This window comes from Nitratireductor sp. ZSWI3, from assembly GCF_024655565.1.
Taxonomy (GTDB): Bacteria; Pseudomonadota; Alphaproteobacteria; order Rhizobiales; family Rhizobiaceae; genus Nitratireductor.
Window position 1 is genome coordinate 19,111 of record NZ_JANKOF010000011.1, and the last position, 26,582, is coordinate 45,692.

At 66.3% G+C, this 26,582-nt stretch carries 25 protein-coding genes; 10 read left to right on the forward strand and 15 right to left on the reverse strand.

Features of this window, described 5'->3' with window-relative positions:
* Nucleotides 1-10: 10 nt before the first annotated feature.
* Genes NUU27_RS05980 through NUU27_RS05990 form a run of 3 tightly spaced genes read right to left on the reverse strand, consistent with a single transcriptional unit; the run spans nucleotide 11 to nucleotide 1,279 of the window.
* Nucleotides 11-460 carry a GFA family protein gene (locus tag NUU27_RS05980; RefSeq protein ID WP_257761167.1) on the reverse strand — a complete coding sequence of 150 codons (450 nt, stop codon included), beginning with the start codon at nucleotides 458-460 and terminating at the stop codon, nucleotides 11-13.
* Nucleotides 457-945: an SRPBCC domain-containing protein gene (locus tag NUU27_RS05985; protein WP_257761168.1), complete on the reverse strand. Its 489-nt coding sequence runs from the start codon at nucleotides 943-945 to the stop codon at nucleotides 457-459. Before NUU27_RS05985 ends, NUU27_RS05980 begins: the two co-directional genes overlap by 4 nt.
* Nucleotides 935-1,279 (reverse strand): helix-turn-helix transcriptional regulator, encoded by a 345-nt coding sequence (locus NUU27_RS05990; RefSeq protein ID WP_257761169.1) that lies wholly within the window; start codon nucleotides 1,277-1,279, stop codon nucleotides 935-937. The genes NUU27_RS05985 and NUU27_RS05990 overlap by 11 nt, the downstream gene beginning before the upstream one ends.
* A gap of 498 nt (nucleotides 1,280-1,777) precedes the next feature.
* Between NUU27_RS05990 and leuA the strand changes: the two genes are divergently transcribed.
* The 3 genes from leuA (at nucleotide 1,778) to NUU27_RS06005 (ending at nucleotide 4,953) form a co-directional block, all read left to right on the forward strand.
* On the forward strand, nucleotides 1,778-3,442 hold the full coding sequence (gene leuA / locus NUU27_RS05995) for a 2-isopropylmalate synthase (protein WP_257761170.1): 1,665 nt from the start codon (nucleotides 1,778-1,780) through the stop codon (nucleotides 3,440-3,442).
* Complete coding sequence (locus tag NUU27_RS06000) at nucleotides 3,439-4,203, forward strand: alpha/beta fold hydrolase (protein WP_257761171.1); 765 nt, start codon at nucleotides 3,439-3,441, stop codon at nucleotides 4,201-4,203. Before leuA ends, NUU27_RS06000 begins: the two co-directional genes overlap by 4 nt.
* Nucleotides 4,204-4,344: 141 nt before the next feature.
* Nucleotides 4,345-4,953, forward strand: coding sequence for a hypothetical protein (locus NUU27_RS06005; RefSeq protein ID WP_257761172.1), 609 nt, complete (start codon nucleotides 4,345-4,347; stop codon nucleotides 4,951-4,953).
* A 5-nt stretch (nucleotides 4,954-4,958) separates the two neighbouring features.
* Here NUU27_RS06005 and NUU27_RS06010 read toward each other — a convergent pair whose 3' ends face one another.
* On the reverse strand, nucleotides 4,959-5,894 hold the full coding sequence (locus tag NUU27_RS06010; RefSeq protein WP_257761173.1) for a metallophosphoesterase: 936 nt from the start codon (nucleotides 5,892-5,894) through the stop codon (nucleotides 4,959-4,961).
* 53 nt (nucleotides 5,895-5,947) lie between these two features.
* On the opposite strand from NUU27_RS06010, the gene NUU27_RS06015 reads away from it, so the two are divergent.
* The gene (locus tag NUU27_RS06015; protein ID WP_257761174.1) at nucleotides 5,948-6,445 is read left to right on the forward strand and encodes an NUDIX domain-containing protein; all 498 of its coding nucleotides are present in this window, start codon (nucleotides 5,948-5,950) and stop codon (nucleotides 6,443-6,445) included.
* A gap of 222 nt (nucleotides 6,446-6,667) precedes the next feature.
* On the opposite strand, the gene NUU27_RS06020 is transcribed toward NUU27_RS06015, so the two are convergent.
* The gene (locus NUU27_RS06020; protein WP_257761175.1) at nucleotides 6,668-7,657 is read right to left on the reverse strand and encodes a glutathione S-transferase family protein; all 990 of its coding nucleotides are present in this window, start codon (nucleotides 7,655-7,657) and stop codon (nucleotides 6,668-6,670) included.
* Nucleotides 7,658-7,933: 276 nt separating this feature from the next.
* On the opposite strand from NUU27_RS06020, the gene NUU27_RS06025 reads away from it, so the two are divergent.
* Complete coding sequence (locus NUU27_RS06025) at nucleotides 7,934-8,455, forward strand: GNAT family N-acetyltransferase (protein ID WP_257761176.1); 522 nt, start codon at nucleotides 7,934-7,936, stop codon at nucleotides 8,453-8,455.
* Nucleotides 8,456-8,503: 48 nt separating this feature from the next.
* Here NUU27_RS06025 and NUU27_RS06030 read toward each other — a convergent pair whose 3' ends face one another.
* From NUU27_RS06030 to NUU27_RS06045, 4 genes are all read right to left on the reverse strand, one after another.
* Nucleotides 8,504-10,564 (reverse strand): hypothetical protein, encoded by a 2,061-nt coding sequence (locus tag NUU27_RS06030; protein ID WP_257761177.1) that lies wholly within the window; start codon nucleotides 10,562-10,564, stop codon nucleotides 8,504-8,506.
* A 167-nt stretch (nucleotides 10,565-10,731) separates the two neighbouring features.
* Nucleotides 10,732-13,542 (reverse strand): DUF4159 domain-containing protein, encoded by a 2,811-nt coding sequence (locus NUU27_RS06035; protein ID WP_257761178.1) that lies wholly within the window; start codon nucleotides 13,540-13,542, stop codon nucleotides 10,732-10,734.
* Nucleotides 13,539-14,456, reverse strand: coding sequence for a DUF58 domain-containing protein (locus NUU27_RS06040; RefSeq protein ID WP_257761179.1), 918 nt, complete (start codon nucleotides 14,454-14,456; stop codon nucleotides 13,539-13,541). The genes NUU27_RS06035 and NUU27_RS06040 overlap by 4 nt, the downstream gene beginning before the upstream one ends.
* Before the next feature lie 25 nt (nucleotides 14,457-14,481).
* Nucleotides 14,482-15,507 carry a MoxR family ATPase gene (locus NUU27_RS06045; RefSeq protein WP_257761180.1) on the reverse strand — a complete coding sequence of 342 codons (1,026 nt, stop codon included), beginning with the start codon at nucleotides 15,505-15,507 and terminating at the stop codon, nucleotides 14,482-14,484.
* A 139-nt stretch (nucleotides 15,508-15,646) separates the two neighbouring features.
* Between NUU27_RS06045 and NUU27_RS06050 the strand changes: the two genes are divergently transcribed.
* From NUU27_RS06050 to NUU27_RS06060, 3 genes are read left to right on the forward strand one after another with little or no spacing between them, the layout of a single operon-like run.
* Nucleotides 15,647-16,276, forward strand: a complete 630-nt coding sequence (locus NUU27_RS06050; RefSeq protein ID WP_257761223.1) for a DUF1285 domain-containing protein — start codon at nucleotides 15,647-15,649, stop codon at nucleotides 16,274-16,276.
* Complete coding sequence (locus NUU27_RS06055; RefSeq protein WP_257761181.1) at nucleotides 16,273-16,911, forward strand: CoA pyrophosphatase; 639 nt, start codon at nucleotides 16,273-16,275, stop codon at nucleotides 16,909-16,911. Before NUU27_RS06050 ends, NUU27_RS06055 begins: the two co-directional genes overlap by 4 nt.
* Nucleotides 16,911-18,179, forward strand: a complete 1,269-nt coding sequence (locus NUU27_RS06060) for a CCA tRNA nucleotidyltransferase (RefSeq protein WP_257761182.1) — start codon at nucleotides 16,911-16,913, stop codon at nucleotides 18,177-18,179. Before NUU27_RS06055 ends, NUU27_RS06060 begins: the two co-directional genes overlap by 1 nt.
* An 18-nt stretch (nucleotides 18,180-18,197) precedes the next feature.
* Here NUU27_RS06060 and NUU27_RS06065 read toward each other — a convergent pair whose 3' ends face one another.
* From NUU27_RS06065 to NUU27_RS06085, 5 genes are all read right to left on the reverse strand, one after another.
* Nucleotides 18,198-18,383, reverse strand: a complete 186-nt coding sequence (locus NUU27_RS06065; RefSeq protein ID WP_257761183.1) for a DUF1059 domain-containing protein — start codon at nucleotides 18,381-18,383, stop codon at nucleotides 18,198-18,200.
* A 112-nt stretch (nucleotides 18,384-18,495) separates the two neighbouring features.
* Nucleotides 18,496-19,386, reverse strand: coding sequence for a LysR substrate-binding domain-containing protein (locus tag NUU27_RS06070; protein ID WP_257761184.1), 891 nt, complete (start codon nucleotides 19,384-19,386; stop codon nucleotides 18,496-18,498).
* A 322-nt stretch (nucleotides 19,387-19,708) separates the two neighbouring features.
* Nucleotides 19,709-21,595 (reverse strand): ABC transporter ATP-binding protein, encoded by a 1,887-nt coding sequence (locus tag NUU27_RS06075; protein WP_257761185.1) that lies wholly within the window; start codon nucleotides 21,593-21,595, stop codon nucleotides 19,709-19,711.
* A complete protein-coding gene (locus tag NUU27_RS06080) occupies nucleotides 21,592-23,439 on the reverse strand; it encodes an ABC transporter ATP-binding protein (protein ID WP_257761224.1) in 1,848 nt (615 codons plus the stop codon). The genes NUU27_RS06075 and NUU27_RS06080 overlap by 4 nt, the downstream gene beginning before the upstream one ends.
* Before the next feature lie 727 nt (nucleotides 23,440-24,166).
* Nucleotides 24,167-24,421 (reverse strand): hypothetical protein, encoded by a 255-nt coding sequence (locus NUU27_RS06085; RefSeq protein ID WP_257761186.1) that lies wholly within the window; start codon nucleotides 24,419-24,421, stop codon nucleotides 24,167-24,169.
* A gap of 398 nt (nucleotides 24,422-24,819) precedes the next feature.
* Here NUU27_RS06085 and NUU27_RS06090 point away from each other — a divergent pair, with 398 nt between their 5' ends.
* Nucleotides 24,820-25,266 carry a tRNA (cytidine(34)-2'-O)-methyltransferase gene (locus tag NUU27_RS06090; protein ID WP_257761187.1) on the forward strand — a complete coding sequence of 149 codons (447 nt, stop codon included), beginning with the start codon at nucleotides 24,820-24,822 and terminating at the stop codon, nucleotides 25,264-25,266.
* Nucleotides 25,267-25,292: 26 nt separating this feature from the next.
* Here the strand turns inward: NUU27_RS06090 and NUU27_RS06095 are convergent, their stop codons facing one another.
* A complete protein-coding gene (locus NUU27_RS06095; RefSeq protein WP_257761188.1) occupies nucleotides 25,293-25,550 on the reverse strand; it encodes a hypothetical protein in 258 nt (85 codons plus the stop codon).
* Between the two features lie 114 nt (nucleotides 25,551-25,664).
* On the opposite strand from NUU27_RS06095, the gene hemF reads away from it, so the two are divergent.
* Entirely contained in the window at nucleotides 25,665-26,579 is a 915-nt protein-coding gene (gene hemF / locus NUU27_RS06100; RefSeq protein ID WP_257761189.1) for an oxygen-dependent coproporphyrinogen oxidase, read from the forward strand.
* The last annotated feature ends 3 nt before the right edge of the window (nucleotides 26,580-26,582 follow it).

Genomic DNA, 26,582 nt, shown 5'->3' on the forward strand with positions numbered 1-26,582 from the left:
CCGTCGATCGTTACAGATACCCGCAAAGGGCCGGTGGCCGGTCCCACGCGTCATTCTCCCCGTCCTCATAGATGATCGGTGCGGCCTCGAGCTCCTGCGGCGTCGCATCGTCGAGGCAGGCCACGTTCACGGCATGGAATGCGCCGCCCATCGGCTCGAAGTCGGCGCTGGCGAAAGGCCGCACGCCGCATCGCGTGCAGAATCGATGGCTGATCGCCTTCTCGCCGAAACGATATTCGCCAAGTGCCTCCTCGCCTGAAAGCAACGCGAAATCATCGGGCCTCACGAAGGCCTTCCAGAAACGGCTCTTGCGGCAGGACGAGCAGTTGCAGCGAAAGGTTGCGGTCCACCAGATGCCGGGCAATTCGGGCGCGGAGCGTTGTCCGGGCGGTGCCAGATCGATCCCGGCCGTGAAGCGGACGGCCCCGCAATGGCAACTGCCGTGATAGGTCTTCTTCATCGTCCACTCCCATTCTGCCGGTTCAGGTGATTGCCCAGGCGGTCCAGGCATTCGCTCCAGCCCTCCGCGTGGCTGTCACGGTCCTCGATCGTGCGGAACGGCGCCTGCCGGAAGGTCAGCCTGGTTCCCGTGCCGGCGTCCTCGAAAGTCACCGTCACCAGGGTCTCGATCGCCCCGTCCTCTTCCCACTGGAAGGTGAAGACCAACCGGCTTTGCGGCACGATCTCGCGATAAACGCCGCTTGCCCAGTATTCCGCCCCTTCGGGCGAGCGCATGCAGCTGCGCCATTGGCCGTCCTTGCGGAAATCCGATCTGATGGATGGAACGGTGAAATCCCGCGGGCCCCACCAGCGTGCAAGGTGCTCGGGCGTCGACCAGACCCTGAACACGAGGCTGCGCGGCGCGTCGAAGATGCGGGTGATGCCGAGGGCGATCTCTTCCCCGGTCTTCGCATGCGGGTTCGGGGCTTCGGCCTCACGCGTCATCGGAGCGCTCCCTGCTCTGGAGTTCCTTCAGATAATCGTCGAGGCGGTTGAAGCTGTCGTCCCAGAAGCGGCGATACTGCTCCACCCAGCCGGCGACGTCTTTCAGCGGTCCGGCCTCCAGTCGGCAGGGCCGGAACTGCGCCGTGCGGCCGCGCGAGACGAGACCGGCGCGCTCCAGCACCTTCAGGTGCTTGGACACCGCCGGCAGGGTCATGTCGAAGGGTTCCGCCAGTTCGTTCACCGTCGCCTCGCTTTGCGAAAGCCGCGCCAGGATCGCCCGCCGCGTCGGGTCGGCAAGGGCGGCAAAGGCGGTGCTGAGAGGGTCGGTTTGCATGTGATATACCAATCGGTTAATTAGATAATTGGTAAAATAGCGAAACCGGACCGGTTGTCAACCCGGTGTCCTGCATCGTTCCTTCGGCACGGCTGCGGACCGGGGTTGCCACCGCGCCGATCACCCCTCTTCGGCAAGGCGCACTTGCCAGCCGGGCTCGCCTCGGCTATGGAACGCAGCATGATTATGCGCCAGACCAGCTCTGCTTCAGCAGCCCGTGCCGCCTCTTTCGGCGCGATGGGACGTGCGCTTTCCTCCAGCCTTCTTCTTCTCGGCCTTATCGGCGATCGCCGGGTCCGTTGAAGGAGCGCCCGGCGGTCGATGACGCCGCTGGGCTGCAGCTCTTTCCCAAAACCGCACTTTACTGTTGACAGGCCCGTCGTGCCGAGCGCACGCAACCGGTGCCGGGAAGAGAATGAAATGGACGCGCAAAACACGATGACTGACATGGCAGCAAACGACCCAAAGGGCGATGTATCGGGTGTGCGGAGCAAGGGCATGCCCGACGCCTCACGCAAGTACCAGCCCTATCCGTTGATCGATCTCGCCGACCGCAGCTGGCCCTCCAAGCGCATCGAGAAAGCGCCGATCTGGTGCTCCGTCGACCTGCGCGACGGCAACCAGGCGCTGATCGACCCGATGGGCCACGAGCGCAAGGCGCGCATGTTCAAGCTTCTGCTGGACATGGGGTTCAGGGAGATCGAGGTGGGCTTCCCCTCGGCCTCGCAGACAGATTTCGACTTCGCGCGCTGGTGCATCGAAGAGGGCGAGGTTCCCGACGAGGTGTCGCTGCAGGTGCTGGTGCAGTGCCGTCCGGAACTCATCACGCGCACCTTCGAGGCACTGGAGGGCGCGCATCGGCCGATCATCCATTTCTACAATTCGACCAGCGAGCTGCAGCGCCGCGTTGTCTTCGGCAAGGATGTCGGCGGTATCAAGCAGATCGCCACGGACGCGGCCAAGATGATCACCGACATGGCGGCCAGGGCAGGCGGCGGCTATCGCTTCGAATATTCGCCGGAGAGCTTTACCGGCACGGAGCTCGAGGTGGCGCTGGATATCTGCAACGCCGTCATAGAGATCGTCGATCCGACGCCGGACGACAAGCTGATCATCAACCTGCCGTCCACGGTCGAGATGGCGACGCCCAACATCTATGCCGACCAGATCGAATGGATGTGCCGCCAGCTCGACCGTCGTGACCGCCTGATCATCTCGCTGCACCCGCACAACGACCGCGGCACCGGCATCGCCGCCACCGAGCTCGGCCTGATGGCCGGCGCGGATCGCGTCGAGGGCACCCTGTTCGGCAATGGCGAGCGCACCGGCAATGTCGACATCGTCACGCTGGCGCTCAACATGTACACGCAAGGCGTCGACCCCGAGCTCGACTGCTCGGATATCACCCGCATGAAGGACGTCTACGAGTATTCCAACCAGCTCGTCATCCCCGAGCGGCACCCCTATGTAGGCGAACTGGTGTACACGGCCTTCTCCGGCTCGCACCAGGACGCGATCAACAAGGGCATGAAGGCCATCAAGACGGCCAACAAGCCGCTCTGGGAGGTGCCCTACCTGCCGATCGATCCGCAGGATGTCGGCCGCTCCTACGAGGCGATCATCCGCATCAACTCACAGTCGGGCAAGGGCGGCATCGCCTATGTCATGCAGGCCGATTACGGTCTCAACCTGCCGCGCAACCTGCAGGTGGAGTTCCGCGAGGACATCCAGGACATCACCGACCGCGAAGGCAAGGAACTGCCGTCGAAGCGCATCCACGAGCGCTTCATGGAGCTCTATGTCGATCAGCCCGATGCGCGCCTGAAGTTCATCGATCACCAGACCTTTCCCGACACCGGGGTGAAGGGCCAGCGCATCATCGAGGCGGCGATCCTCGACCATGGCAAGGAGATCGTCATCAAGGGCGTGGGGACGGGGCCGGTGGACGGCTTCATCGACGCGCTGTCCAAGCATGTCGGCATCGACATGTCGGTGGTCGATTACTCCGAGCATTCCCTCCAGCAGGGCTCCAATGCAGCCGCCGTCTGCTACATGGAGGTGCAGCATCCGGGCGGCAAGCTGTTCGGGGTCGGCGTCAACACCAACATCGTCGCCGCTTCGCTCGAGGCGGTCGTCTCGGCCGCCAACCGGATCGCCGGGTGAGCGAGCGGCTTTATGCCGACGATACGGGCGAGGGCGGCAAGGCCCTCGTCCTCCTGCATGGCTTTGCCGGCTCGCATCGCGTCTGGGACGGCGTCCGGTCGGCCTTGCCGCCGGGCCTGCGCATCATCGCCCACGATCTGCCGGGACATGGCCGCTCCCTGTCGTGTCCGGGGGCGGGCAAGGCACGGGCATCGGCCACGGCCGTGCTAAACGACCTCGATGCCCGCGGCGTAAACGAGTTCCATCTGGCGGGGCATTCCTTTGGCGGTGCGGTGGCGGTCCTTGTGGCATGCGCCGCCCCGGAGCGGGTTTCATCGCTCACCCTTTTTGCGCCGGGCGGCTTTGGCCCGGAGATCGCCGGCGATCTTCTGGCAAACCGTGCCGCGGCGGACAGCAGAAGCGCGCTGCGCGCTGCGCTCGAAGGGCTGTTTGGCCCGCACGCCGCCCTGCCGCCAGGCGTTCTCGAAGCGGCAATGGCTCTCGACGAGCGTCCGGGACAGCGCGAAAAACTCAATGAGATCAGCAATCTGATTGCAGGCAGCGGACTTCAGGGCGTGTTCCCGCGCGCCATGCTGGAAGGGCTGTCGATGCCGGTTCACGTCGTCTGGGGCACACGCGACGTCGTCCTGCCGGTCCGCCAGTGCGATGATCTGCCGGACGGCTTCGTCCTCCACCGTCTCGACGGGCTCGGGCACATGCTGCCCGAGGAAGCGCCGCAGCGCATGGCGGCGATCCTGCGCGCGGTACTCGGCGAAAGCTGAGCGACGTTTTTCGTTTAGTAAGTTTATTTGTAAACTTACAGCATTTACTATGCCTTTCGAAGCGGAACAAAACGTGATGATTTCCGGATTTATCCGTGTTAACGATGGATTAACGCTGATATCCGTTCAGGAGTACCGCCGATGAGCGAGGCCGGTCAGAACCGCCTTTCCGCCAGCAATGTGCGGAGCCTTGCCGATGCCGTTCGCGAGATGAAGAACGCCGCCGCCGACCGTGCGGATGTGGTGATCGACATGCGCGAGGCGAGCCGCGCCCGGCTCGAGCTGCTGGCCCAGGAACTGGAGCCGATCTTCGCCGAGGTGCCGAAGGACGATCCGGCCTTCGACCTCGCCATTTCCTCCGGCGAGCAGCCGCGCCTGTGGATCGACGCCGTCGCCCATGTGGTGATGGCGCGCGACCACCGCACCTTCCGGTTCGTGCGGGATACGCGGCTCGGCCGCGTCGTGCTGGCCGAAAGCGCCGACATGAAGCCCGTCGCCGACCAGGTCACGCGCTACATCGCCGAACGCATGGTGGAGCGCCAGCGGGCGGTCGAGGGCGAGGTGGAGACGCTGCCGCGTCGGCCGGCGGAGGAGAGTGTGCCTGCCGAATTGCCGCGGCGCGGCGGGTGGAGGGCGTTCCTCAGCGGAGCGCTGTTCGTGCTATTGGGCGGCCTCGTCGGCGCCGCCGCCGTGATGTTCGTCCTGTCGGATCGCTTTCCGGAACTGACCGAGTTCCTTTCGCGCTTCTGACCTGATCAGGGGACCGCGTCGGGCCGATCGCTGACGGGTGGGCTCAGCACGGCGCCCGAGATCTCGCCGATCTCACCATTGCCTGCAACGATGCCGCGGCGGCTGAAGCGCATCTGCCAGCTTCCGGGGGCGCCGTCGATCTCGAAGAGGTTGTAATGGGCCGGCGGCTTGGCGCTGCCATGGGCCTGGCCGGCGGCGGCGACGCCAACCACCGGCACGCTCGCGCCGTCGGGGCCTTTGATGTGGTGGACGGTCGGCAGGTGCGTGTGGCCGTGCAGCACCAGTTCGGCACCGTGGCTGCGGATCAGCTTTTGGAAACGGCTGATGCCGTAGAGGCGCTTGGCCGCGTTGGTCGCGCCGCGCACCGGCGGATGATGGATCATCACGACACGGAACAGCCCCTGGGCGGCGGCCCTGTCGAGCAGGAGGGCAAGCCGCTTGGCCTGCGCCTTGGAAAAGTGCCCGCTGGCCATGAAGGGCGCCGTCGCCCGGGCCGAGGAGACGCCGATGATCGCCACCGGGCCGCGCACGCGCAGATAGGGAAAGCCGCCCTTGCCCTTCGGCGGTTTCTGGCCGTCGCCGGTCATATACGGGCCCCAGGCGCGGCAGCAGCGGGCGAGTGCGCCCGGCACATAGGCATCGTGGTTGCCCGGCACCACGGAGATGGCCTGTGCCGGCCCCAGGCTCTCCAGCCACAGCCGCGCCATCTCGATCTCCTTGTCGAGCGCGAGGTTGACGAGGTCGCCGGTCAGCGCGATGTGATCGGGGGCGGCGGCCAGCATGTCGTCGGTGATTCTGTCGATCACCCCGTGATCGAGATTGAGCCTGCGGTTGCGCTGCCAGTTGATGTAGCCTGTGATGCGCTTGGAGGCGAGTTCCCGATAGCTTATGGCGGGAAGGGGTCCGAGATGAATGTCGGAAAAATGCGCGAGCCGAAACATAGGCCGTGTGTAGAACACGCAGAGCGGGCTGACCAGCCCGCAGGAAGGGCCGCATGGACCGTCGTGTGAAGCCAGCCCGGAGCGAGGCGAGGAAGCCGGCGCTGCGCATCCGGCTGTTCCATTTCTGGCTGCGCCTGCGGCGGCCGATGACGCTCGGCATGCGCGGCGTGGTGTTCGACGCGGAAAGCCGCTCCGTCTTCCTCGTCCGCCACACCTATGTGGAGGGCTGGTACTTTCCCGGCGGCGGTGTCGAACCTGGCGAGAGCACGCAGACGGCGCTTGCTCGCGAGCTCGCCGAGGAAGGCAATATCGAGATCCTCGGAGAGCCCGAGCTCAAGTCCTTCCATTTCAACCGGCAGGCCAGCGCGCGCGATCACGTCGCCGTCTATCTCATCACCGATTTCCGCCAGACGCACCCGCATGTGCCCGACCGCGAGATCGCCGAGGCGCGCTTCTTCCCGCTCGATGCGCTGCCGCAGGATGTGAGCGAGGGCACCCGCCGCCGCATCGCCGAGCTCTTTCACGGGGCGCCGGTTTCGGACGAGTGGTAGCCGCTTCTTCCTTCTCCCCGCATGCGGGGAGAAGGTGCCGGCAGGCGGATGAGGGGCGTGCGCGACGTTTACCTGTGACATGCCGATGGATGGCGCCGTTGCCCGCCCCTCACCCTTACCCTCTCCCCGCCTGCGGGGAGAGGGGGGCATCGGCGCCGATGCTTCATCCTTCGATGTGCAAGCGGAGATCGGGGAAACGCTGCCGCGCGACGTCCTTCCGGATCACGCCGCCTTGACCAGCCGCCCACGATCATGCGGTGCATCGAGGTCCAGCGCGGGGCCCAGCGGCACCACCCCTGTCGGATTGATCGTCTTGTGGCTGCCGTAGTAGTGCGCCTTGATATGGCGCATGTCGACCGTGCCTGCCACGCCGGGCACCTGGTAGAGTTCGCGCAGGTAGTTCGACAGGTGCGGATAGTCGGCGATGCGGCGCAGATTGCACTTGAAGTGCCCGACATAGACCGCATCGAAGCGCACCAGCGTCGTGAACAGCCGCCAGTCGGCTTCCGTCAGCCGGTCGCCGGTCAGGTAGCGCTGGCGCGAAAGGCGGTCCTCCACCTCGTCGAGCGCGGCGAACAGCGCCTGGAAGGCCTCCTCATAAGCGGTCTGCGCAGTGGCGAAGCCGGCCTTGTAGACACCGTTGTTGATGTCGCTGTAGACGCGCTCGTTGATCGCATCGATCTGTGCCCGCAGCTCCTCGGGATAGAAATCGACGGCGTCGTCGCCCCATTCGTCGAATGCCTCGTTGAGCATGCGGATGATTTCCGAGGATTCGTTGGAGACGATCGTCTCGCTCTTCCGGTCCCAAAGCACCGGCACCGTCACCCGGCCCGAATAATGTGGGTCGGCCCTGGTGTAGATCTGGTGCAGGAAGTCGAAACCGTACAGGCCGTCGCCGGTCGCGCCGTCCTCCTTGCGGAAGGTCCAGCCGTTCTCGCCCATGAAATGGTGCACGACGGAGACGGAGATCACATCCTCGAGCTTCTTCAGCTTGCGGAAGATCAGCGTCCGGTGCGCCCAGGGGCAGGCGAGCGAGACATAGAGGTGATAGCGGTGAGGCTCGGCCTTGAAGCCGCGCGACCGGCCGTTTGCCGGCTGCCCGTCCGCCGTCACGAAGTCGCGGAACTGCGATTTCGACCGCTCGAAGCGGCCGCCGGTCTTGGAGGTGTCGTACCATTCGTCGTGCCAGACACCGTCGACGAGCAAACCCATTGTCAAATCTCCATAAAATCCGCCCTGCATGTAGGTTATTCGGCCGAAACCCCCAAGCCGACGGCGCGTGAACGCAGCGTCAACAATTTTGCATACGGGTCAATCTTCCGGTGGACGGGTCGGAAATTTGCTGCTAGCGGAAACAGCGCAGAGTGGAGACCCGCATCATGATCCGGTTCCCGGTGGAGCGACGACGAAAGGACTGAAGGCCCCTGGCTTGGGGCAGGCAGGCGCATGCCCGCCGCTCACCTTTCGACACCACCGGAATTCCCAGTCATGTCTTCTGCCGACATTCATTACCTGCCGGAGCAGCCGGCGCACGATGCCGAAATCGATCTGATCAACGAGGAAGCCTTCGGGCCGGGCCGCTTCACGCGCGCTGCCTACAAGATCCGCGAAGGCGGGCCGCACGAGCGCGCGCTGTCCTTCGTCGCCATCCACCAGGACAAGGTCATCGCCTCCGTGCGCATGACCTGGATCGCCGCCGGCAGGGGCAGGGCGCTTCTTCTCGGGCCGCTCGCCGTGCGCCCGGCCTTCAAGAACATCGGCATCGGACGCAAGCTCGTGCACATCGCGATCGATGCCGCGCGCGAGGCCGGCGCCGGTGCCGTGGTGCTCGTCGGCGATGCGCCCTATTACGGGCCGCTCGGTTTCCGGAAAATCCCCACCGGCCAGCTTTCCATGCCCCGTCCGGTCGATCCCGAGCGGCTTCTTGCGGCCGAGCTGAAGGACGATACCGTCGCGAGCCTCACCGGCGAGGTGAGGCATGCAGCGCTCGCCGAGCCGAGCCTTGCCTGATGGCCGCAAAGCCGCGGAAAGATCGGAGACGGTAGTCTGTGCGCCGCGTTATCGCCCTTCGCGATACCACATCGCTCCGAAGGCGAAGAGCAGCAGCGCCAGCGCCAGGAAACCGGTGAAGATCGGCACGCGCCGCACGGCCTTCAGAACGCTGTCGTTCGTGGTTCGAAGCCCGATCCAGTCGTTGCCGGAGGCGCTGCCGGTGCGCCGCACGGGTACGATGTTGGGCAACGCGCCTTCGGCGAGCCGGCGCACGGAGCCGCCGGTGGCGGCAGCGGCCGGTGCCAGCTTGTCCTCGGTGGAGACCATGTCGCCGAATTCCGGTGCATTGACCGGCCCCACATGGGCGAGGGTCGACAGATCGCCATTGGCGATGCGGTAGATGCCGATCTCATCGCTCTCCATGCTGGCGGAAAAGCGCCCCGGCCCGGCCGGGCCGAGATCGGCGGACAGCGTCCTGCCGGACGGTGTGGTGATCTCGGCCGGCGGGGCCTCGTCAGCCATGGTCTGGCGGGTGATTTCCAGTCGCATCCCGCGGCCGGCCGCCGAAAGCCGCTCTTCTTCCAGCTCCGGCTCCTTCATCAGCCAGTGGGCGATGCGCCGGTAGAGCGCCACATGCGGGCCGCCGCCCTCGAAGCCGCGCGCCCACAGCCAGCCCTGATCCGACAGGAACATGCCGACCCGACCCTCTCCCTTGCGGTTGAGGATCAGCAATGGCTGCTCCCTGGCGCCCTGCATAACCACCTGACCCTCGGGCCGGTCAATGCCGATCAGGCGGAACCAGCGGCTCCAGTGCGGCGGGTCCGAGGCGGCGCCCTCCAGACCGCGCGTCACGGGATGCCGCTCGCCGGTCTCGGTGAGGCGCGGATGGTAGCCTTCCTCGATCACCTCGCCATTGGGCAGGGCCGGAAGGGCCGAGATCAGCGGCGTGCGGGCGATCGACTGGCCGCCGGCGAATTCGGGTCCGGCGGCGATCAGCAAGGCGCCGCCATTCTCCACATATTCGGCGATGTAGTCGTAATAGAGGATCGGCAGCACGTCGCGGTGCTGGTAGCGGTCGAAGATGATCAGGTCGAAATCGTCGATCTTCTCGACGAACAGCTCGCGCGTCGGAAAGGCGATCAGCGACAGCTCGTTGATCGGCGTGCCGTCCTGCTTCTCCGGCGGGCGCAGGATGGTGAAATGGACGAGATCCACCGAGGCGTCCGATTTGAGCAGGTTACGCCAGGTGCGTTCGCCCGAATGCGGCTCGCCCGAAACCAAGAGCACGCGCAGATTCTCGCGGATGCCGTCGACCAGCGCGACGGCGCGGTTGTTGATGTCCGTCAGCTCGCCTTCGACCGGGTCGATGGCCAGCTCGATGATGTTGCGGCCGGCGCCCGGGACATCGATCTCGAGCTGGCTCTCGCGGCCGATCTGCGCCTCCTCGATGAATTTCTCCTCGCCATTGATGATGACGCGCACATCCACCGAGCCGCTCTGGCCGCCGGTCGCCAGCACACGGTATGTGAGCTCGAGCGGCTTACCGACGATGCCGAAGCGCGGCGCGCGCTCGAAGCGGATGCGGCGGTCCTGCTCGTCGGCGCGGCCGGTGATCAGGCCGTGGATCGGTGCGCCGAGGGAGGCGGCGTTGTCGGGCACGTCGTGCACCTGGCCGTCCGTGATCATCACTGCGCCGGCCACCTGCGACGGCGGCACGTCGCGCAGCGCGCCGTCGAGCGCGTCGAAGAGGCGCGTTTCGGCGTTCTCGGCGGCGGAGGAGGCCCGGCCGCTCCTGACGACGCGCGTCTCGAACTCCTTGAAGCGGGCGAGGCGCGCTTCGAGCTCGGCGGCGGCGGCCTCGGTGGCCGTTGCCCGCTCGCCGATCGTCGTCTGGCTCTGGCTTTCGTCCAGAACCACGGCGACGATGCTCTTCAACGGCTCGCGCTCCTCGTCGAGCAGCACGGGATTGGCAAGCGCCGCACCGAGGGCCACCAGCGCCGCCAGCCTCAGCCAGGCGCCCCGCTGCCTCGTCCACAATCCCGCCAGGGCCAACAGCGCGACCGGCACCAACAGTGCCGCCAGGACGGGCCAGGAGAAGAAGGGCTCGAAGTTCACCGACCAGTTCATGGGGCGCGCTCCGGAATGTGGCTGAACCGCCCCTCACCCTTACCCTCTCCCCGCTTGCGGGGAGAGGGGGGCGTCGGCGTTGCGGCCATCTTCCTTCTCCCCGCGTGCGGGGAGAAGGTGCCGGCAGGCGGATGAGGGGCAGGGCAAAAGGTCAATTCAGCCATCCCCTACTGTCCCAGCCGCTCGAGCAGGATGGGCACGTGCACCTGGTCGGATTTGTAGTTGCCGGTCAGCATGTACATCATGATGTTCACCCCGGCGCGGAAGGCGTGCAGCCGCTGCAGCGGGTCGTTGGGCACCGTCGGCAGAAGCGGCCGGCCGCCCTCGTCGATCGCCCAGGCGCCTGCCAGGTCGTTGCCGGTGATCATGATCGGCGTCACGCCGTCGCCCACCCGCACCGGGCGGTCGGTCCGCGTCGGTGCGTTGAGCGAGGCTTCCACCCACAGCGGGCTGCCGCGGTAGCGACCGGGAAACTCCGGCAGGATGAAGAAGGACTTCGTCAGGACGTGGTCTTCCGGCACCGGCTCCAGCGGCGGCACGTTGAGGCCCGAGAGGATTTCGCGCAGGCGCAGCGTCGCCGGGCTCGTCGCATCGGCGCCGAAGCCGGCCGAATACTGGTCGCGCGTGTCGAAAAGGACCGTTCCCCCTGACTGCATATAGGCGTCGATGCGGGCGACGGCCTCTTCCGAGGGCATCGGGGCTGCGGGATCGATCGGCCAATAGATCAGCGGATAGAAGGCGAGCTCGTCGGTGGCGATGTTGATGCCGGCGGGCTCTCCGGGCTCCAGCGCGGTCTTGTCGGCAAGGAATTGCGACAGGCCCGCCATGCCGGCTCTGCTGGTGGCGTCGAGCGAGGCAAGGCCGGTGACGACATAGGCGATGCGTGTCTTGGAGATGGCTTCGATGGCATCGGCTTCACCGGCGCGTTCATCCTGCGCGCGGGCCATGTCCGGCCCGCCGATGCCGAGCGCCAGCGCGACGGCAAGCAGGGTCGCGGCAGTGCGCGCCATCTTCGGCCGGCGGCGCAGGCGGCCGCCGAGCCACAGCACGGCCAGGGAGTCGAGCGCGAGCAGGGCGAGGGCGGCGGCGAAGAGCGGTCCCTTCAGCGGCTGCTGCTCATCGAGGCCGTAGCGGATCGCGGTCACGGGAGCCGGCGCTTCGGGGCGGCCGAGCGGTGTCAGTTCGGCATCGGGCCGCAGCAGGTTGTGCGCCACGACGCCTTCCTCGCTGCCGTAGAGGCCGGGCGGGTTCTTCAGCGTGACGGCGGGGCTGTCGTTCGCCAGCGGCTCCGCCTCGGGCGAGGGCGGCACCAGAAGGCCGTCGGCCGAGATCATGCGGTAAGGGGCGAGCGCCTTGCCGCCTTCGGCGTTGGCCTCGTTGATGGTGCCCTGGTTGCGCGACAACTGCACGATGCGGCGCAGCATCTCGACGAAGCTGCCGGAGATCGGCAAGGTCGACCAGGTGGCTTCCGGCGTCACATGGAACAGCACCACCTGCCCCTGGCCGCGCTGGACGCCCGTCACCAGCGGCGTCCCGTCGGCAAGGTTGGCCCAGCTTCGTTCGACGATGTCGGGCGAGGGTTCGGCCAGCACCTGGCGGTTGACCACCACCTCGCGCGGCGGTGCGAGATCGGAGAAGGGGCCGTTGTTCGGAAAATCGGCGACCGACTGAGGCTCGGTCCAGGAGAGCGCGCCTCCGAGAGAGCGTTCGCCCAGCCGCAAGCGCACCGGCAACAGGTCCTCGTCGTTTTCGGCGGCCGCCAGGCGAGGGCCGGCAAAGCGCACCAGCGTGCCGCCGCCATTGACCCAGTCGATGATGGACCGGCGGGCGGCCTCCGGCAGCGTACCGATGTCGGCCATGACGATGACGGCGGGTTTCCTGGCGAGCAGTTCCGGGATCGCCTCGGTGAGCTCGGCGCTCGACGGTTCGACCAGATCCGCATAGGGCGAAAGAGCCCGCCTGATGTAGTAGAGCGGCGAAAGCAGCGGTTGCGCCTGATCCGCCTCGCTCTGCGACAGAAGGCCGATGCGGCGGCGCTTGGTGTTCTCGTCGAGCACGCGCAGGCCGGCCGCCTGGTTCTCTCCCTCGATCCCGACGGAGACGAAATCGTTGCGCAGCTCGAAGGGCACGCGCATCGCGCCCTTCGCCCTGGTCTCGCCGGGGCCGAAGGCGATCGTCGTCTCGGCGATGCGCCGTCCCTTGTCGTCGCTCGCATAGGCGACCACCTGGCGCGGAGCGGCGTCGCCCGCCGCCCGCGTCGCCGTGACCTCGAAGGCTTCGGCGGTGTTCTGCGCGTCCGTCGCCGCCGTCATGCGCAGGCGATCGGGCGTCGCCCACAGAACCTCGCCCGGATTGCCCGAGAAGAGCTGGTTAAAGGCCGCCTCGTCGCCGGTCGAAGCCAGCCCGTCGGAGAGAATGGCGACCGCGGCTCCCGGGAAATCCTCGAGCGCCGCGGCGACCCGTCCGTAGATCGCCGGGCGGTTGACCGGCACCGGGCGCGGCCGGGCGGCGTTGAGCCGTTCGAGCGCCGTGTCGGCATCGAAGGGGCCGATCTCCTGGTTCTGCTCCTCGGCCGTCAGCGCCAGCACCACCGGCTGCGCGTCGGCCCTGGCGTCGTCGATCAGGCGGGCGGCGGTGGCGACCCGCTCGTCCCAGTCGGCGGCCGATGCCCATCCGTTGTCGATGACGATCGCCAGCGCGGGGCTGCCGCTTGCCGCCCGTTCGCGCGGGTTCAGCACCGGATCGGCCAGCGCCAGGATCACCAGCGCCGCGAGCAGGAGGCGCAGCAGGGTCAGCCACCAGGGGCTCTTGTGCGGGGTCTCCTCGCGCTTGATCACCCGGGCGAGGATCTTCAGCGGCGGAAAGGTCTCCATCTGCGGGCGCGGCGGTGTCAGCCGCAGGAGCCACCAGATCACCGGCAGCGCCAGCAGTCCCCAAAGCAGGAACGGCTGGGCGAAGGAGAGGGAAAGCCAGTTCACAGGCTGCCCTCCATGGCGTAGCCGGCCTCGGCGCTCATGGCGAGATGCACGGCGACCAGCGCCTGCGAGGAGGGGCGGTCGGTGTGATGCACGGTGTAGCTCCAGCCGAGCCGCTTGCACCAGGAGGACAGTTCCTCGCGGCGGGCGAGATAGAGCCTGCGGTACTCCCCGGCGAGCGTCTCGGCGCGCCCGGCGGTCAGCTTTTCGCCCGATTCGGGATCGGTGAACTCCGTGCGCCCGAAATAGGGGAAACCCTCTTCCGCCGGATCGGCCACCTCGATCAGGTGCGCACGGGCGCCGCGCCGGGCGAGTTGGTCGAGCCAGCCGATCGTCTCCTCCACCGGGTCGAGGAAATCACCGGCGAGCACCACGTCGGAGAAGCGGCGCACCTGGATGAGGTCCGGCCGCTGCGGCTGCTGGGCGGCATGCATGAGCTGCGCCGCCAGCCGCTCGGCACCGTTGCGGGCCGAGAAGGGATCGGTCACGCCGGGCCAGCCGATGCGCTCGCCGCTGCGCGACAGGAGCTCGGCCAATGCCAGGATGAGCACCATCGCCCGCGCCTCCTTCGAGGTCGGCGCCAATTGCGATCTGTAGAGCATGGAGGGGGAGGGATCGGCCCACAGCCACACCGTGTGCGCGGCCTCCCATTCGCGGTCGCGGACATAAAGATGCTCGTCGCGTGCCGAGCGCCGCCAGTCGATGCGGGCGACCGCTTCACCCTCGACATAGGGGCGGAACTGCCAGAAATTCTCGCCGATGCCGCGTTTGCGGCGGCCGTGCCAGCCGGCGATCACATTGTTGGCGACACGGCGCGCCTCCACCAGAAGGTCGGGCAGGAACGCGGCCCGCGCCCGTGCACGCACCAGCGCATCGCTCGATGCGACAGGAGGGGAGACCGCGCCGATCTTCGCCATCAGAGACCTATCCGGCGCCGCCCGTTCATCCGTCGAGCGCCTTGACCAGATGGCGGATCACGTCGCGCACGCTCATGCCTTCGGCGCGTGCGGCAAAGGTCAATGCCATGCGGTGTTGCAGCACCGGCTCGGCCAGCGCCCGGATGTCGTCCACCGAGGGAGCGAGTCGCCCGTCATAGAGCGCGCGGGCGCGGGCGCACAGCGTCAGCGCCTGGCTGGCGCGCGGGCCGGGGCCCCAGGCCACATGCCGATCGGTGTCGGGATTGCCGATGCCGGGGCGCGCCGTGCGCACGAGCTGCAGGATCGCGTCGACGACGCTCTCGGGCACGGGCATGCGGCGGATCAGCATCTGGATTTCCTTGAGGCGCTCCGCGGAAAGCACGTTGCGCGCTTCCGCCTCCTCGATGCCCGTCGTCTCCAGGAGGATGCGTCGCTCGGCCTCCAGCTCCGGGTAGAGGATGTCGACCTGCATCAGGAAACGGTCGAGCTGTGCCTCGGGCAGCGGGTAGGTGCCCTCCTGCTCCAGCGGGTTCTGCGTCGCCAGCACGTGGAAGGGCGACGGCAGATCGTAACGCTGGCCCGCCACCGTCACGTGGTACTCCTGCATCGCCTGCAGCAGCGCCGACTGGGTGCGCGGGCTGGCGCGGTTGATCTCGTCGGCCATCAGGAGCTGCGAGAAGATCGGCCCCGGCAGGAAGCGGAACGAGCGCTTGCCCTTCTCGTTTTGCTCCATCACCTCGGAGCCGAGAATGTCGGAAGGCATCAGGTCGGGGGTGAACTGGATGCGCCGCGCGTCGAGGCCGAGCACCACGCCCAGCGTTTCCACCAGCTTGGTCTTGGCAAGGCCAGGCACGCCCACCAGCAGTGCATGGCCGCCGGCCAGAACGGCGATCAGGGCGCGCTCCACCACGGCTTCCTGGCCGAAGATGACCCGGCCGACGCCCTCGCGGACCTTGGCGATGTCGCCCAGCGCTCGTTCGGCCTCGGCGATCATCTGCTGATCACTCATGGCCGTTTCGCCGGGCAGTCTGTCTTTGGAAACGATGCTCATGCCGTCTCGATCCTCGCTGATGGTCGGGACGGACCCAGCCGGCACGTGTAAGAAACGAATCGCACCGTCACGTCCCTTGATCGAATTTAAAACACTGAACAAGGCTGACAAGCGAAACAACAGTGACTATTTCGTGACCATGGATCAGGAAAAGCCATTCACCGCTCAGGGTCTTGCCCGCGCCGGCGATGCCGCCGGGCTCGAGGCGCTGATCGCGCGGGCCACCCGCGCCGGCAAGGGCGCGCCGCCCGTCGAGCGCTGGAATCCGCCCTTTTGCGGCGATCTCGACATGGAGATCCGGGCCGACGGGACCTGGTTCTATCTCGGCACGCCGATCGGCCGGCAGGCCCTGGTGCGGCTCTTCTCCACGGTGCTGCGCAAGGACGAAGACGGCAGGACTTATCTCGTCACGCCGGTGGAAAAAGTCGGCATCCGCGTCGAGGATGCCCCCTTCCTGGCCGTCGAAATGGCTGTCACCGGCACCGGCGATGCGCAGGTGCTCACCTTCCGCACCAATGTCGGCGATGTGGTGGAGGCGGGGCCGGAGCACCCGCTGCGCTTCGTCCCGGAGGCCGCGACCGGTGGCCTGAAGCCCTATCTGCACGTTCGCGGACGGCTGGAGGCGCTGCTGGCGCGCACCGTCATGTACGACCTCGTCGAAGCCGGCGAGGAGGTCGAGATCGAGGGACGGGCGATGTTCGCCGTCCGCTCGCGCGGAACGCTCTTTCCCATCATGCCGGCAGACGAGTTGCACAGGCTTTCCGGATGACGATCGACATGGCCTCCAACACGCTTTTCTCGGCACAGGATTTCCGCCGCCGCGCCGCCCTGCAGAGCGGGCCGGAGGGGCCGGAGGATTATGGCGATCACCGTCTCAACCCCGACATGAAGGATCTGATCGTGCGGCCCGACCTGCGCGATGCGGCGGTGCTGATCCCGGTGGTCGACCACGCGCGCGGCGCCTCGGTCATCCTCACCCAGCGCAATGCCAATCTGCGCAGTCATTCGGGGCAGGTGGCCTTTCCCGGCGGGCGCATCGATCCCGAAGACGAAACGCCCGAAGCCGCGGCGCTGCGCGAGGCCAACGAGGAGATCGGCCTCGACCCCGGCGCGGTCGACGTCATCGGGCGCATGCCGGATTATTCGACCGGCAGCGGCTACCGCATCGCGCCCGTGCTCGGCATCGTGCGGCCGCACGTCTCGCTGACCATCAATCCGGACGAGGTGGATGCCGCGTTCGAAGTGCCGCTGGCCTTTTTGATGGATCCCACAAACCATCGGCGCGAGAGCCGCGTCTGGAACGACCGCGAGCGCTTCTACTACACCATGCCGTTTGGCGAGCGCTTCATCTGGGGCGTGACGGCGGGCATCATCCGCACGCTTTACGAAAGACTTTATGCCTGATGGACAAGCGCCTGATTTCAGATTCGGAATGGCTGTCGGACGAAGGCCTGCAAAGGCTGCTCGCCATCCTCTCGGACGATGGCGAAAAGGCGCGCGTCGTGGGCGGGGCGGTGCGCAACACGCTGCTCGGCCAGCCGGTCACGGACATCGACATCGCCACCACCACCGAGCCGCGCGAGACAACGCGCCGGGCGCGCAAGGCAGGCTTCCGCACGGCGCCGACCGGCTTCGACCATGGCACGGTCACCGTCATCGCCGACCATCATGCTTATGAGGTGACGACGCTGCGCGCAGATGTGGAGACCGACGGCAGACGCGCCAGCGTCACCTTCGGACGAGACTGGCAGAGCGACGCGGCGCGGCGCGACTTTACCATCAACGCGCTCTATGCCGATGCCGACGGGACGGTGGTCGATCTGGTGGGCGGCCTTGCCGATCTCGAAAGCCGCACCTTGCGCTTCATCGGCGATGCCGAGACCCGCATTCGCGAGGACTATCTGCGCATCCTGCGCTTCTTCCGCTTCTTTGCCTGGTACGGCGACGGGCGGCCCGACGCTGCGGGACTGAAGGCCTGCGCCCGGCTGAAGGACGGCCTGGAGCGGCTGTCGGCCGAGCGGGTCTGGGCGGAGCTGAAGAAGCTTTTTGCGGCGCCCGATCCCTCGCGCGCCCTTCTGTGGATGCGGCAGACGGGCGTCCTCACCAAGGTTCTGCCGGAATCGGAGAAATGGGGCATCGACGCCATCCCGTCCCTGATGGAGACCGAGCGGGCGCTTGGCTGGGCGCCGGAGCCGCTCATGCGCCTGGCGGCGATCATCCCGCCCGATGCCGGGCGCGTGGAACAGATGGCGAAGCGCCTGCGCCTGTCGCGCGCCGAAACCACGGCGCTGACGGCCTGGGCGCTCGCCCCGGTGCCGGCATCCGATCTCGGCGAGGCGGACTTCCGAAAACTCGCCTATCGCGTTGGCGTAAATGGACTTTCCTGGCGCCTGAAGCTGGCCTTGGTCAGCGCGCGCGGGCGCGCTGTGACGGATGATGCGGCACTCACGGAGGCGGCCGGCTTTGCCCGGCTGCTGAAGCTCTGCGAGGGATGGCGCAAGCCCGTTTTCCCGCTCAGCGGTAACGATCTCGCCGATCTCGGCCTCAAGCCCGGCAAGCAGTTGGGTGCGGCCCTTTCCGCTCTGGAAAGCGAATGGATCGACACGGATTTCACGATGAAACGCGACGCACTGTTGCAGCGCGCCGCGCAGATGCTCGAAGGCAGGCGCTAGGCTGAGTGTCGGTTCAGCCTAGGCGGCGCTTTTGGCCTGGGTGATGCGTGAGCGGATGGCCTCGACCATGCTTTCGCGGATGACCGTCTCGCCATGCGTTTCGCGCATGTGTTCGGCGGCGCGGCGGATCACTTCTGCCTCCTCGTCGTGGCGGGTGTGCCAGTCACAGCCGGGCACGAGCGAGCCGCAATGAAATTCCTTCATGGGTCTGTCCTCCTGTACGCGTATGACATGGACTTGAAACTATAACACGAAATGCGGCGAGGAGATGCCTTGATCGCCGGCCGATACCGTATCCTTTACGGTATCAGCTACATCATTCATTGAACATCGCGTCGAGCTCGGTCCGCAGCCAGGCCTTGAAGCCGCGCACCTTGGCCGGCTCCGGCCGGTTGGCCGAAGTGATCAGCCAATAGCTGTGGCGTGTCCTGGCGCGTTCCTTGAACGGTGCGACGAGGCGTCCGGCCGCCAGCGCGTCATGGGCGAGGGTGTGCCAGGCGAGCATCACCCCCTGGCCGGCGATCGCCGCGTCGAGGCAGAGCGCTGCGTCGGTGAAGCTGTCGCCCTCCGCGAGATCCGCCTGATCGAGCCCGAAAGGCCGCAGCCAGACATTCCAGTCGATGTTGGAGTTGGCGTCGCGCAGGATCGGTGCCTTGAGGATATCGGCGGGCGTCTTCAGGGTCTCGGCCAGCGCCGGCACGCAGACGGGAAACACCTCCTGCGCCAGGAAGAACTCCGCCTTCACGCCCGGCCAGTTGCCCTCGCCGACGCGGATGGCAAGATCGATGTCTGAACTGTCGGGATTGACGAGGCCGATCGAGGCATCGAGCCGGAGCTTGGTCTCCGGATGAGCCTTCGCGTAGCGCGCAAGGCGCGGCACCAGCCATTTGGAGGCGAAGACCGGGGCGACGGAAATGGTCAGCACCGCATCGCTGTCGTGCCTCGTCATCGCCACCGCCGCATCGAGCGTCTGGAAACCGATGGTCAGCCGGTCGAGAAACTGCCGTCCGAGCGGGGTGGCAGTGACGCCACGCCCGGTGCGCTCGAAGATCGCGGCGCCGAGCTGCGCCTGCGTCTTGATCACCTGCTGGCTCACGGCGCCGATCGAGACGCCGAGCTCCTCGGCCGCCATGCGCAGCGACCCGAGACGGCCGACCGCCTCCAGGGCGCGCAATCCGTTGAGGTGAACACGGTGCAGGTTTTTCATATAGTTTTCCTAAATCATCAGGTAGGCATTCTCCATTGAAAAATGCCGTAAACGAGGGGAATTTTGGCCCCGTTCTACTGTCTGATGAAAGGAATGGACGTCATGCTGCAGTTTTTCTGGAATATGATCCGATCCTTCCGAGACAGCTATCGGCAGGCGCGGGCGCTTGAGGATGCGCAAGCCTGGCGGTGGGATCCGCTGGCGCATCCGGCGCTGCGCTCCATGTCCATGCGCGAGCTTGCGGATCTGCCGATGCGCCATCCGGCAAATGAGGAGCGCTTGGAAGAGCCGGCCGCGCCCGAGCGTCGGCCGGCGAATGCGGTCACTCCGCGGCGAGCCGTTCGCCCAGAAAGCCGCCCGATTGGCGCTTCCACAATTGGGCGTAGAGGCCGTTCCGCGCGACCAGCGCTTCGTGCGAGCCTTCCTCCACGATGCGGCCCTGGTCGAGCACGATAATCCGGTCGAGGGCGGCGATGGTGGAAAGACGATGCGCCACGGCGACCACGGTTTTTTCCTCCATCAGCCGCCCGAGATTTTCCTGGATCACCGCCTCGATCTCCGAATCGAGCGCCGAGGTCGCCTCGTCGAGGATGAGGATCGGAGCGTTCTTGAGCATCATGCGGGCGATGGCGATGCGCTGGCGCTGGCCGCCGGAGAGCTTCACGCCGCGCTCGCCCACCACCGCATCGTAGCCGGTGCGGCCCTTCGGGTCCGACACGTTCAGGATGAAATCATGCGCAGAGGCGCGCTTGGCGGCGGCGACGATCTCCTCGTCCGTCGCGCCGGCGCGCCCGTAAGCGATGTTGTCGCGGATCGAGCGATGCATCAGCATCGGCTCCTGGCTGACGACGCCGAACTGCGCACGCAGCGAGGCTTGCGTGACCTTGGCGATGTCGTAGCCGTCGACCAGGATGCGGCCGCGCTCGGCCTCGAAGAGGCGCAGCATCAGGTTGACGATGGTGGTCTTGCCGGCGCCCGACGGGCCGACCAGCGCCACGCGCTCGCCGGGCTTGATGGAAAGTTCGAGCCCCTCGATGATGCCGCTCTGCTTGCCGTAGTTGAAGGTGACGTTCTCGAAGCGGATGTCGCCCCTGGCGCGCGGCATCTCCACCGCGTCCTCAGCGTCGCGGATCGCCGGCTCCACTGACACGACCGTCGTCGAATCCTGCACCGTTGCGTAATTGCGGATCAGCCCGTTGATGTTGAACATCATCCAGCCCGACATCTGGTTGAGGCGGAAGACGAGGCCCATGGCCGCGGCGATCTCGCCGGTGGTGATGGCACCGTCGAGCCAGCGCGACACGGCCAGAACGAAGACCGCCGCCATCATGAAGCCGTTGACGATGGCCACCGTCACGCGCACGCGCGTGATGGCGCGCGTCAGCACCCGCACGGCGCTCAGGAAATGCGCCATGCCCTCGCGCACATAAGCGTGCTCGCGCCGACCGCTGTCGAACAGCTTGACCGCCAGGATGTTGGTGAAGGCGTCGACCATGCGGCCGTTGAGGATCGAACGCTGGTCGGCGGTGCGGCGGCCGGCGCGGCGCAGCGGCGGCAGCAGATAGCGCGCGATCGCCACATAGATGCCGATCCAGATCACCACCACGACACCCATCATCGGATCGAGCACCGTCAGGATGGAGGCCGCCAGCACCACGAAAGTCAGGAAGCTCCACATGGTCTGCAGCACGTTGACGATGAAATCGCCCGTCGCCTCGCCGCCCTGCAGTATCTTCGTCGCGATGCGGCCGGCGAAATCGTTCTGATAGAACTCGTAGGGCTGCTCGATGACCCTACGGAAGGCCTGCCAGCGCACGCGCTGATAGAAGGAGGGGGCGATGACCTGCTCCTCGAGCACCGTGCTGCCGACGATCACGATGGCGCGGATGACGAGCAGCAGCACCAGGAAGGCGGCGAGTTCCTTCCAGTGATCGGCGATCAGCACCGCCGGGGAGGTGGAATCGAGCAGGTCGATGATCCAGCCCAGCCCCCAGTAGAGGCCGGCATCGACAGCGCCCATCAGGCCGCCGGCGATCAGAAGCAGGACGAACGGCCACCGGGCCTGCCTGGCGAAGAACAGGATGAACTCGTGCGCCTTCCCCGGCAGCACCGCGCGCGGTGTGTCGGCGAAGGGGTCGATCACCCCTTCGACGGCGCGCCATAACGGCGTTGCCCGGCCCTGCTCGTCTTCGCCGGTCTGCTCTTTCATTCCGCAGCCTCGCTCATCTCCAGGTCGAGGAACCCGCCCGACTGGCGCTGCCACAGGCCGGCATAGAGGCCGCCTTGCGCCACGAGCTGGTCGTGCGTGCCTTCCTCGACGATGCGGCCCTCGTCCATCACCACCAGCCGGTCCATTGCGGCGATGGTGGAAAGACGATGGGCGATGGCGATCACGGTCTTGCCTTCCATCAGGCGGTAGAGGTTTTCCTGGATCGCCGCCTCGACCTCCGAATCGAGCGCCGACGTCGCCTCGTCGAGGATGAGGATCGGCGCATCCTTCAGCATCACGCGGGCAATGGCAATGCGCTGGCGCTGGCCTCCTGACAGCTTCACGCCACGCTCGCCCACATGGGCGTCGAAGCCCTTGCGGCCCTTGGGATCGGAAAGCCCGTCGATAAAGGACATGGCCTCGGCGCGCCGCGCCGCCTCGATCATCATCTCATCGGTCGCGTCCGGGCGGCCGTAAAGGATGTTGTCGCGCACCGAGCGGTGCAGCAGCGAGGTGTCCTGCGTCACCATGCCGATATGCTCGCGCAGCGAATCCTGCGCCACCGCCGAGATGTCCTGGCCGTCGATCAGGATCCGGCCGCGCTCCAGGTCGTAGAAGCGCAGGAGCAGATTGACCAGCGTCGACTTGCCGGCCCCCGAGCGTCCGACCAGCCCGACCTTCTCGCCCGGCTTCACCGACAGCGACAGGCTTTCGATCACGCCGCCCTTCTTGCCGTAGTGGAAGCCGATCTTCTCGAAATCGATGCGGCCCTCGGGCACGGCGAGCGGTCTGGCGCCCGGCCTGTCCTCGATAAGGCGCGGCAGCGAGATCGAGCTGATGCCGTCCTGCACGGTGCCGATGTTCTCGAACAGCGCCGACAACTCCCACATGATCCATTGCGACATGCCCCAGAGCCTCAGCACCAGGCCGAGTGCCACCGCCACCGCGCCGATCGACACGGCCTCGCCGAGCCACAGCCAGATGCCGAGCGCGCCGATCAGGAACAGGCAGCTCGAATTGAGCACATAGAGAATGCCGTAGAGGCCGGTGATCATCCGCATCTGCCGGTAGACGGTGTCGAGGAAGCCGCTCATGCCTTCTCTTGCATAGGAGGCCTCGCGGCGGGCGTGCGAGAACAGCTTCACCGTCTGGATGTTGGTGTAGCTGTCGACCACGCGGCCCGTCATCACCGAGCGCGCGTCGGCCTGCTGCTCGGCGACCTTGCCGAGACGCGGCACGAAATAGCGCATCAGCAGCACATAGCAGGCGAGCCAGCCGACGATCGGCACGGCCAGCCGCCAGTCGGCCGAGGCGATGATGAACAGCATGCCGCTGAAATACACGATCACGTAGTTCAGCACGTCGAACAGCTTGATCACGCATTCGCGCACGGCAAGCGCCGTCTGCATCAGCTTGGTGGCAATGCGGCCGGCGAACTCGTCCTGGTAGAAGCTCATCGACTGCTTGAGGAGGTAGCGGTGCACCTGCCAACGGATGCGCATCGGGTAGTTGCCCATCAGCGTCTGGTCGTTGAGCAGGGCATGAAACCACACCATCAGCGGCAGCCCGACGAGCACCAGGAAAGCCATGCCGGCAAGCTTCCACCCTTCCGTCTCCAGAAAGGTGGCGCGATCCTTTTCCGACAGCCAGTCGACGATGTTGCCGAGGAAGGAGAACATCCACACCTCGGCCATGGCGATGCCGGCCATCAGGATCGCGGCGGGGACGAGATAGGGCCAGGCCCCCTTCGTGTAGTGCAGGCAAAAGGCCACCAGCGTCTTCGGTGGCTCCTGCGGCTCCTCCGCGGGGAAGGGGTCGAGCCGTCGTTCGAACCAATCAAACATCGTTTTCAGCATCTTTCGTCCTGGTGCCCCCGTCAACCTCGCACGGTGAGTCGTGTCGAGGAGGCAGGTCCTTGTTTTGCATGGCCTTTGCGGGTGCGCGATGCACAGCCCGCAAGGCCTCGTGAAGCTAGCGATGTCCCCGTCGTGGGCCGGTCACCGCCGGTCCGTGAACGGGTTGCTGTGCCGGCCCATGCAACGGGCCGGCGGTCGATATGAATTTGTGCCCTTTGCCGCTCTTTTTCGAATCGAAGGACTGCAGTCCTTGTGCAGGTTTGCCAAGAGCGGCTTTGAAGGCTCCCGACAACGTCGCGACAGGAGCGGCCGGATCGGCTTGGGGCGGTTGTTGTTGTCCGGACGTCGAACGTCCGTTGGGAAAACGAGCAGTCATGATGCGAATCCATTTGGAGTTCCGGAAAGAATGTCCGGCGGATCCGCTCGCGCTGCTTCGGTGATTGTAAAAGAGCTAGGGAACGAAAACCGCCGTCAGGCCTCGCGGTGCGCCACGATCCACGGGCGCAGACCGACGAGGGAGGAAAGCATCCGATAATCCATTGCCGCCTCCAGCGGTGTTCGTTGACAGAACGGCCTTTATAGCCGCGAGTGTGCATGTTTGCCAATGGTGTCAAGGCGCCATCGACGGTATCGCGCTTTCCGGCGCCGAAAGGGCGGCAGGCTGCGGGGCCGGTGGACCGGCCCGTGTCTGCCGCCGCTTTCGCGCCCGGCGCCTTCATTCAAACCACCCGGACAGGCGCTCGCGCCAAGAGCGGGGAGCCGGCTCGAGGCGTGTCATGTCGATGTCGGGCAACTGGCCGCGGTGCGGGCGGCGCCCCGGTTCATCCGTGGCGAGCGGCACGTGCGCGCCGATGGTCAGGGCCCAAGCGGCCAGTTTCCGGTCGTGCAGGGTCTGCCGGGCCGGATCGAGAGCCGGGTTGTGCAAACTGGGCGGTCGACCTTTCGGCCGTTGGGGGAAACGGTTATGCATCGTAACAGTCCTTGGGAAACGGAAAACGGCTTCCGGCGGAACTCGAAACGATGCTTCTTCGTGCTTTGAAAGTGAGCTGTTCGAACCGAGTCCGCCGTCAGGCGGTGTGCCTGCGGGCGTGGAGCCAAGTCATGTGCAACATTGTAATCATGCCTTTCTCCTTCGGTTCGAGTTGACAGTGGGGGGCTTATACCTGCAGTTGCGGCGCTTTGCCAGCGGGTATTCCGCTTTGCGGGCGGCCGATCCGGAACTGTGTCCTGGTGGACACAGTTCAGCATTCTGCAGTCAGGTGGATTCACCTGATGCCCGTATAAATGTGCAAAGCAATAAGATTGATCGTCCTTTGTGCGTCCGAATGGGCGCACGACGCTCCAAGCCATGTCGAAAGACAAAGCCATATGCGCATCGCCCTTTATCAGCCTGACATACCCGGCAACACCGGCGCCATCCTGCGCCTTGCCGCCTGCCTCGATCTCACCGTGGATCTGATCGAGCCGGCGGGCTTCGACCTGTCCGACCGGAACCTCAAGAGGGCGGGCATGGACTATATCGAACGCGCCGTGCTCAACCGCCATGCCTCCTGGGAGGCGTTCGAGGCCTGGCGCCGAGGAGAGGGGCGCCGCCTTCTCCTGTTCTCCACCACGGCCGACACCGCTTATACGGACTTTTCCTACGCCGACAGCGATATCCTTCTGTTCGGGCGCGAGTCGGCCGGCGCGCCGGAGGCCGTGCACAGCGCGGCCGACGCGCGGCTTCTCATTCCCATGAAGGAAGGCGCGCGCAGCCTCAACCTGGCGATGAGCGCGGCGATGGCGGCCGGGGAAGCGATCCGGCAGGTTCGATAGGTGTTGAAGTCGTCTCGTCTGCGCGATCAGTCGGCGCTCGGCAGCCGCCGCATGGTGAATTCGATCATGTCGCCGGGGCGCTCGCACCAGCTTTCGATCTCGGTCCAGTAGGCTTGCTTGGGCCAGCGTTCGAGCCATTCGCGCGCCTTGGCGCGGGCCTGGGCTCTCGGCAGGGAAAAGCTTTCCCGTAAGAACCCGTCGCGCGGAAGGCGGCTTGCCTTGGCGCGATGCTTGTCGATACTGCGTTTCAGCCCTTCCAGCGGGGGCTTAGCGGGCACACGCACGAAAGAACTCCTTGACCCGTCAGATAAGAAGCTTAGGCAACACGCTTTAAAATAGCGAGTCATTTGTGAGGTCGCCTGGCCCGTCGGGGCGGGTGCCGGCCGAAAGGAACGACAATGGAAAGACCCGACATACCGGCCGGCCTGCCGGAAGGCATCGAAGACAAGAAGGCAGCCGCCAAGGCCTGGTTCGAGGAGTTGCGCGACCGTTTGTGCACGGCATTCGAAGCACTCGAGGACGATTTGACCGGACCGCTGGCCAGCCGCGCACCGGGACGCTTCGAGCGCACGCCGTGGCAGCGCGAGGAGGGGGCCGGCGGCGGCGGCGTCATGTCGGTCATGCATGGCCGCGTGTTCGAGAAGGTCGGCATCCATGTCTCGACGGTTCACGGCGCGTTCACGCCCGAATTCCGCAAGCAGATCCCCGGCGCCGAGGAGGACCCGCATTTCTGGGCCTCCGGCATCTCGCTGATCGCCCATCCGCAGAATCCCAACGTGCCGGCCGTGCACATGAACACCCGCATGGTGGTGACGACCCGGCAATGGTTCGGCGGCGGCGCCGACCTGACGCCGGTGCTCGACCGGCGGCGGACACAGGAGGACCCGGACACGCAGGCCTTCCACCAGTCGATGAAGTTCGTCTGCGACCGTCACGCCGCGATCGCCGATTACGAGAAGTACAAGGCGTGGTGCGACGAATATTTCTTCCTGCCCCATCGCAACGAGCCGCGCGGCATCGGCGGCATCTTCTATGACTGGCTGAAGAGCCCGGAAGAGGCGGGCGGCTGGCAGGCCGATTTTGACTTCACCCGCGATGTCGGGCGTGCCTTCGCCATCGTCTACCCGCATCTGGTGCGCAAGAACTTTGACACCAACTGGACGGAGGCCGACCGCGAGGAGCAGCTCGTCCGGCGCGGCCGCTATGTGGAGTTCAACCTGCTCTACGACCGGGGCACGATCTTCGGGCTGAAGACCGGCGGCAATGTGGAGGCGATCCTTTCCAGCCTGCCGCCCGAGGTGAAGTGGCCGTAAGCG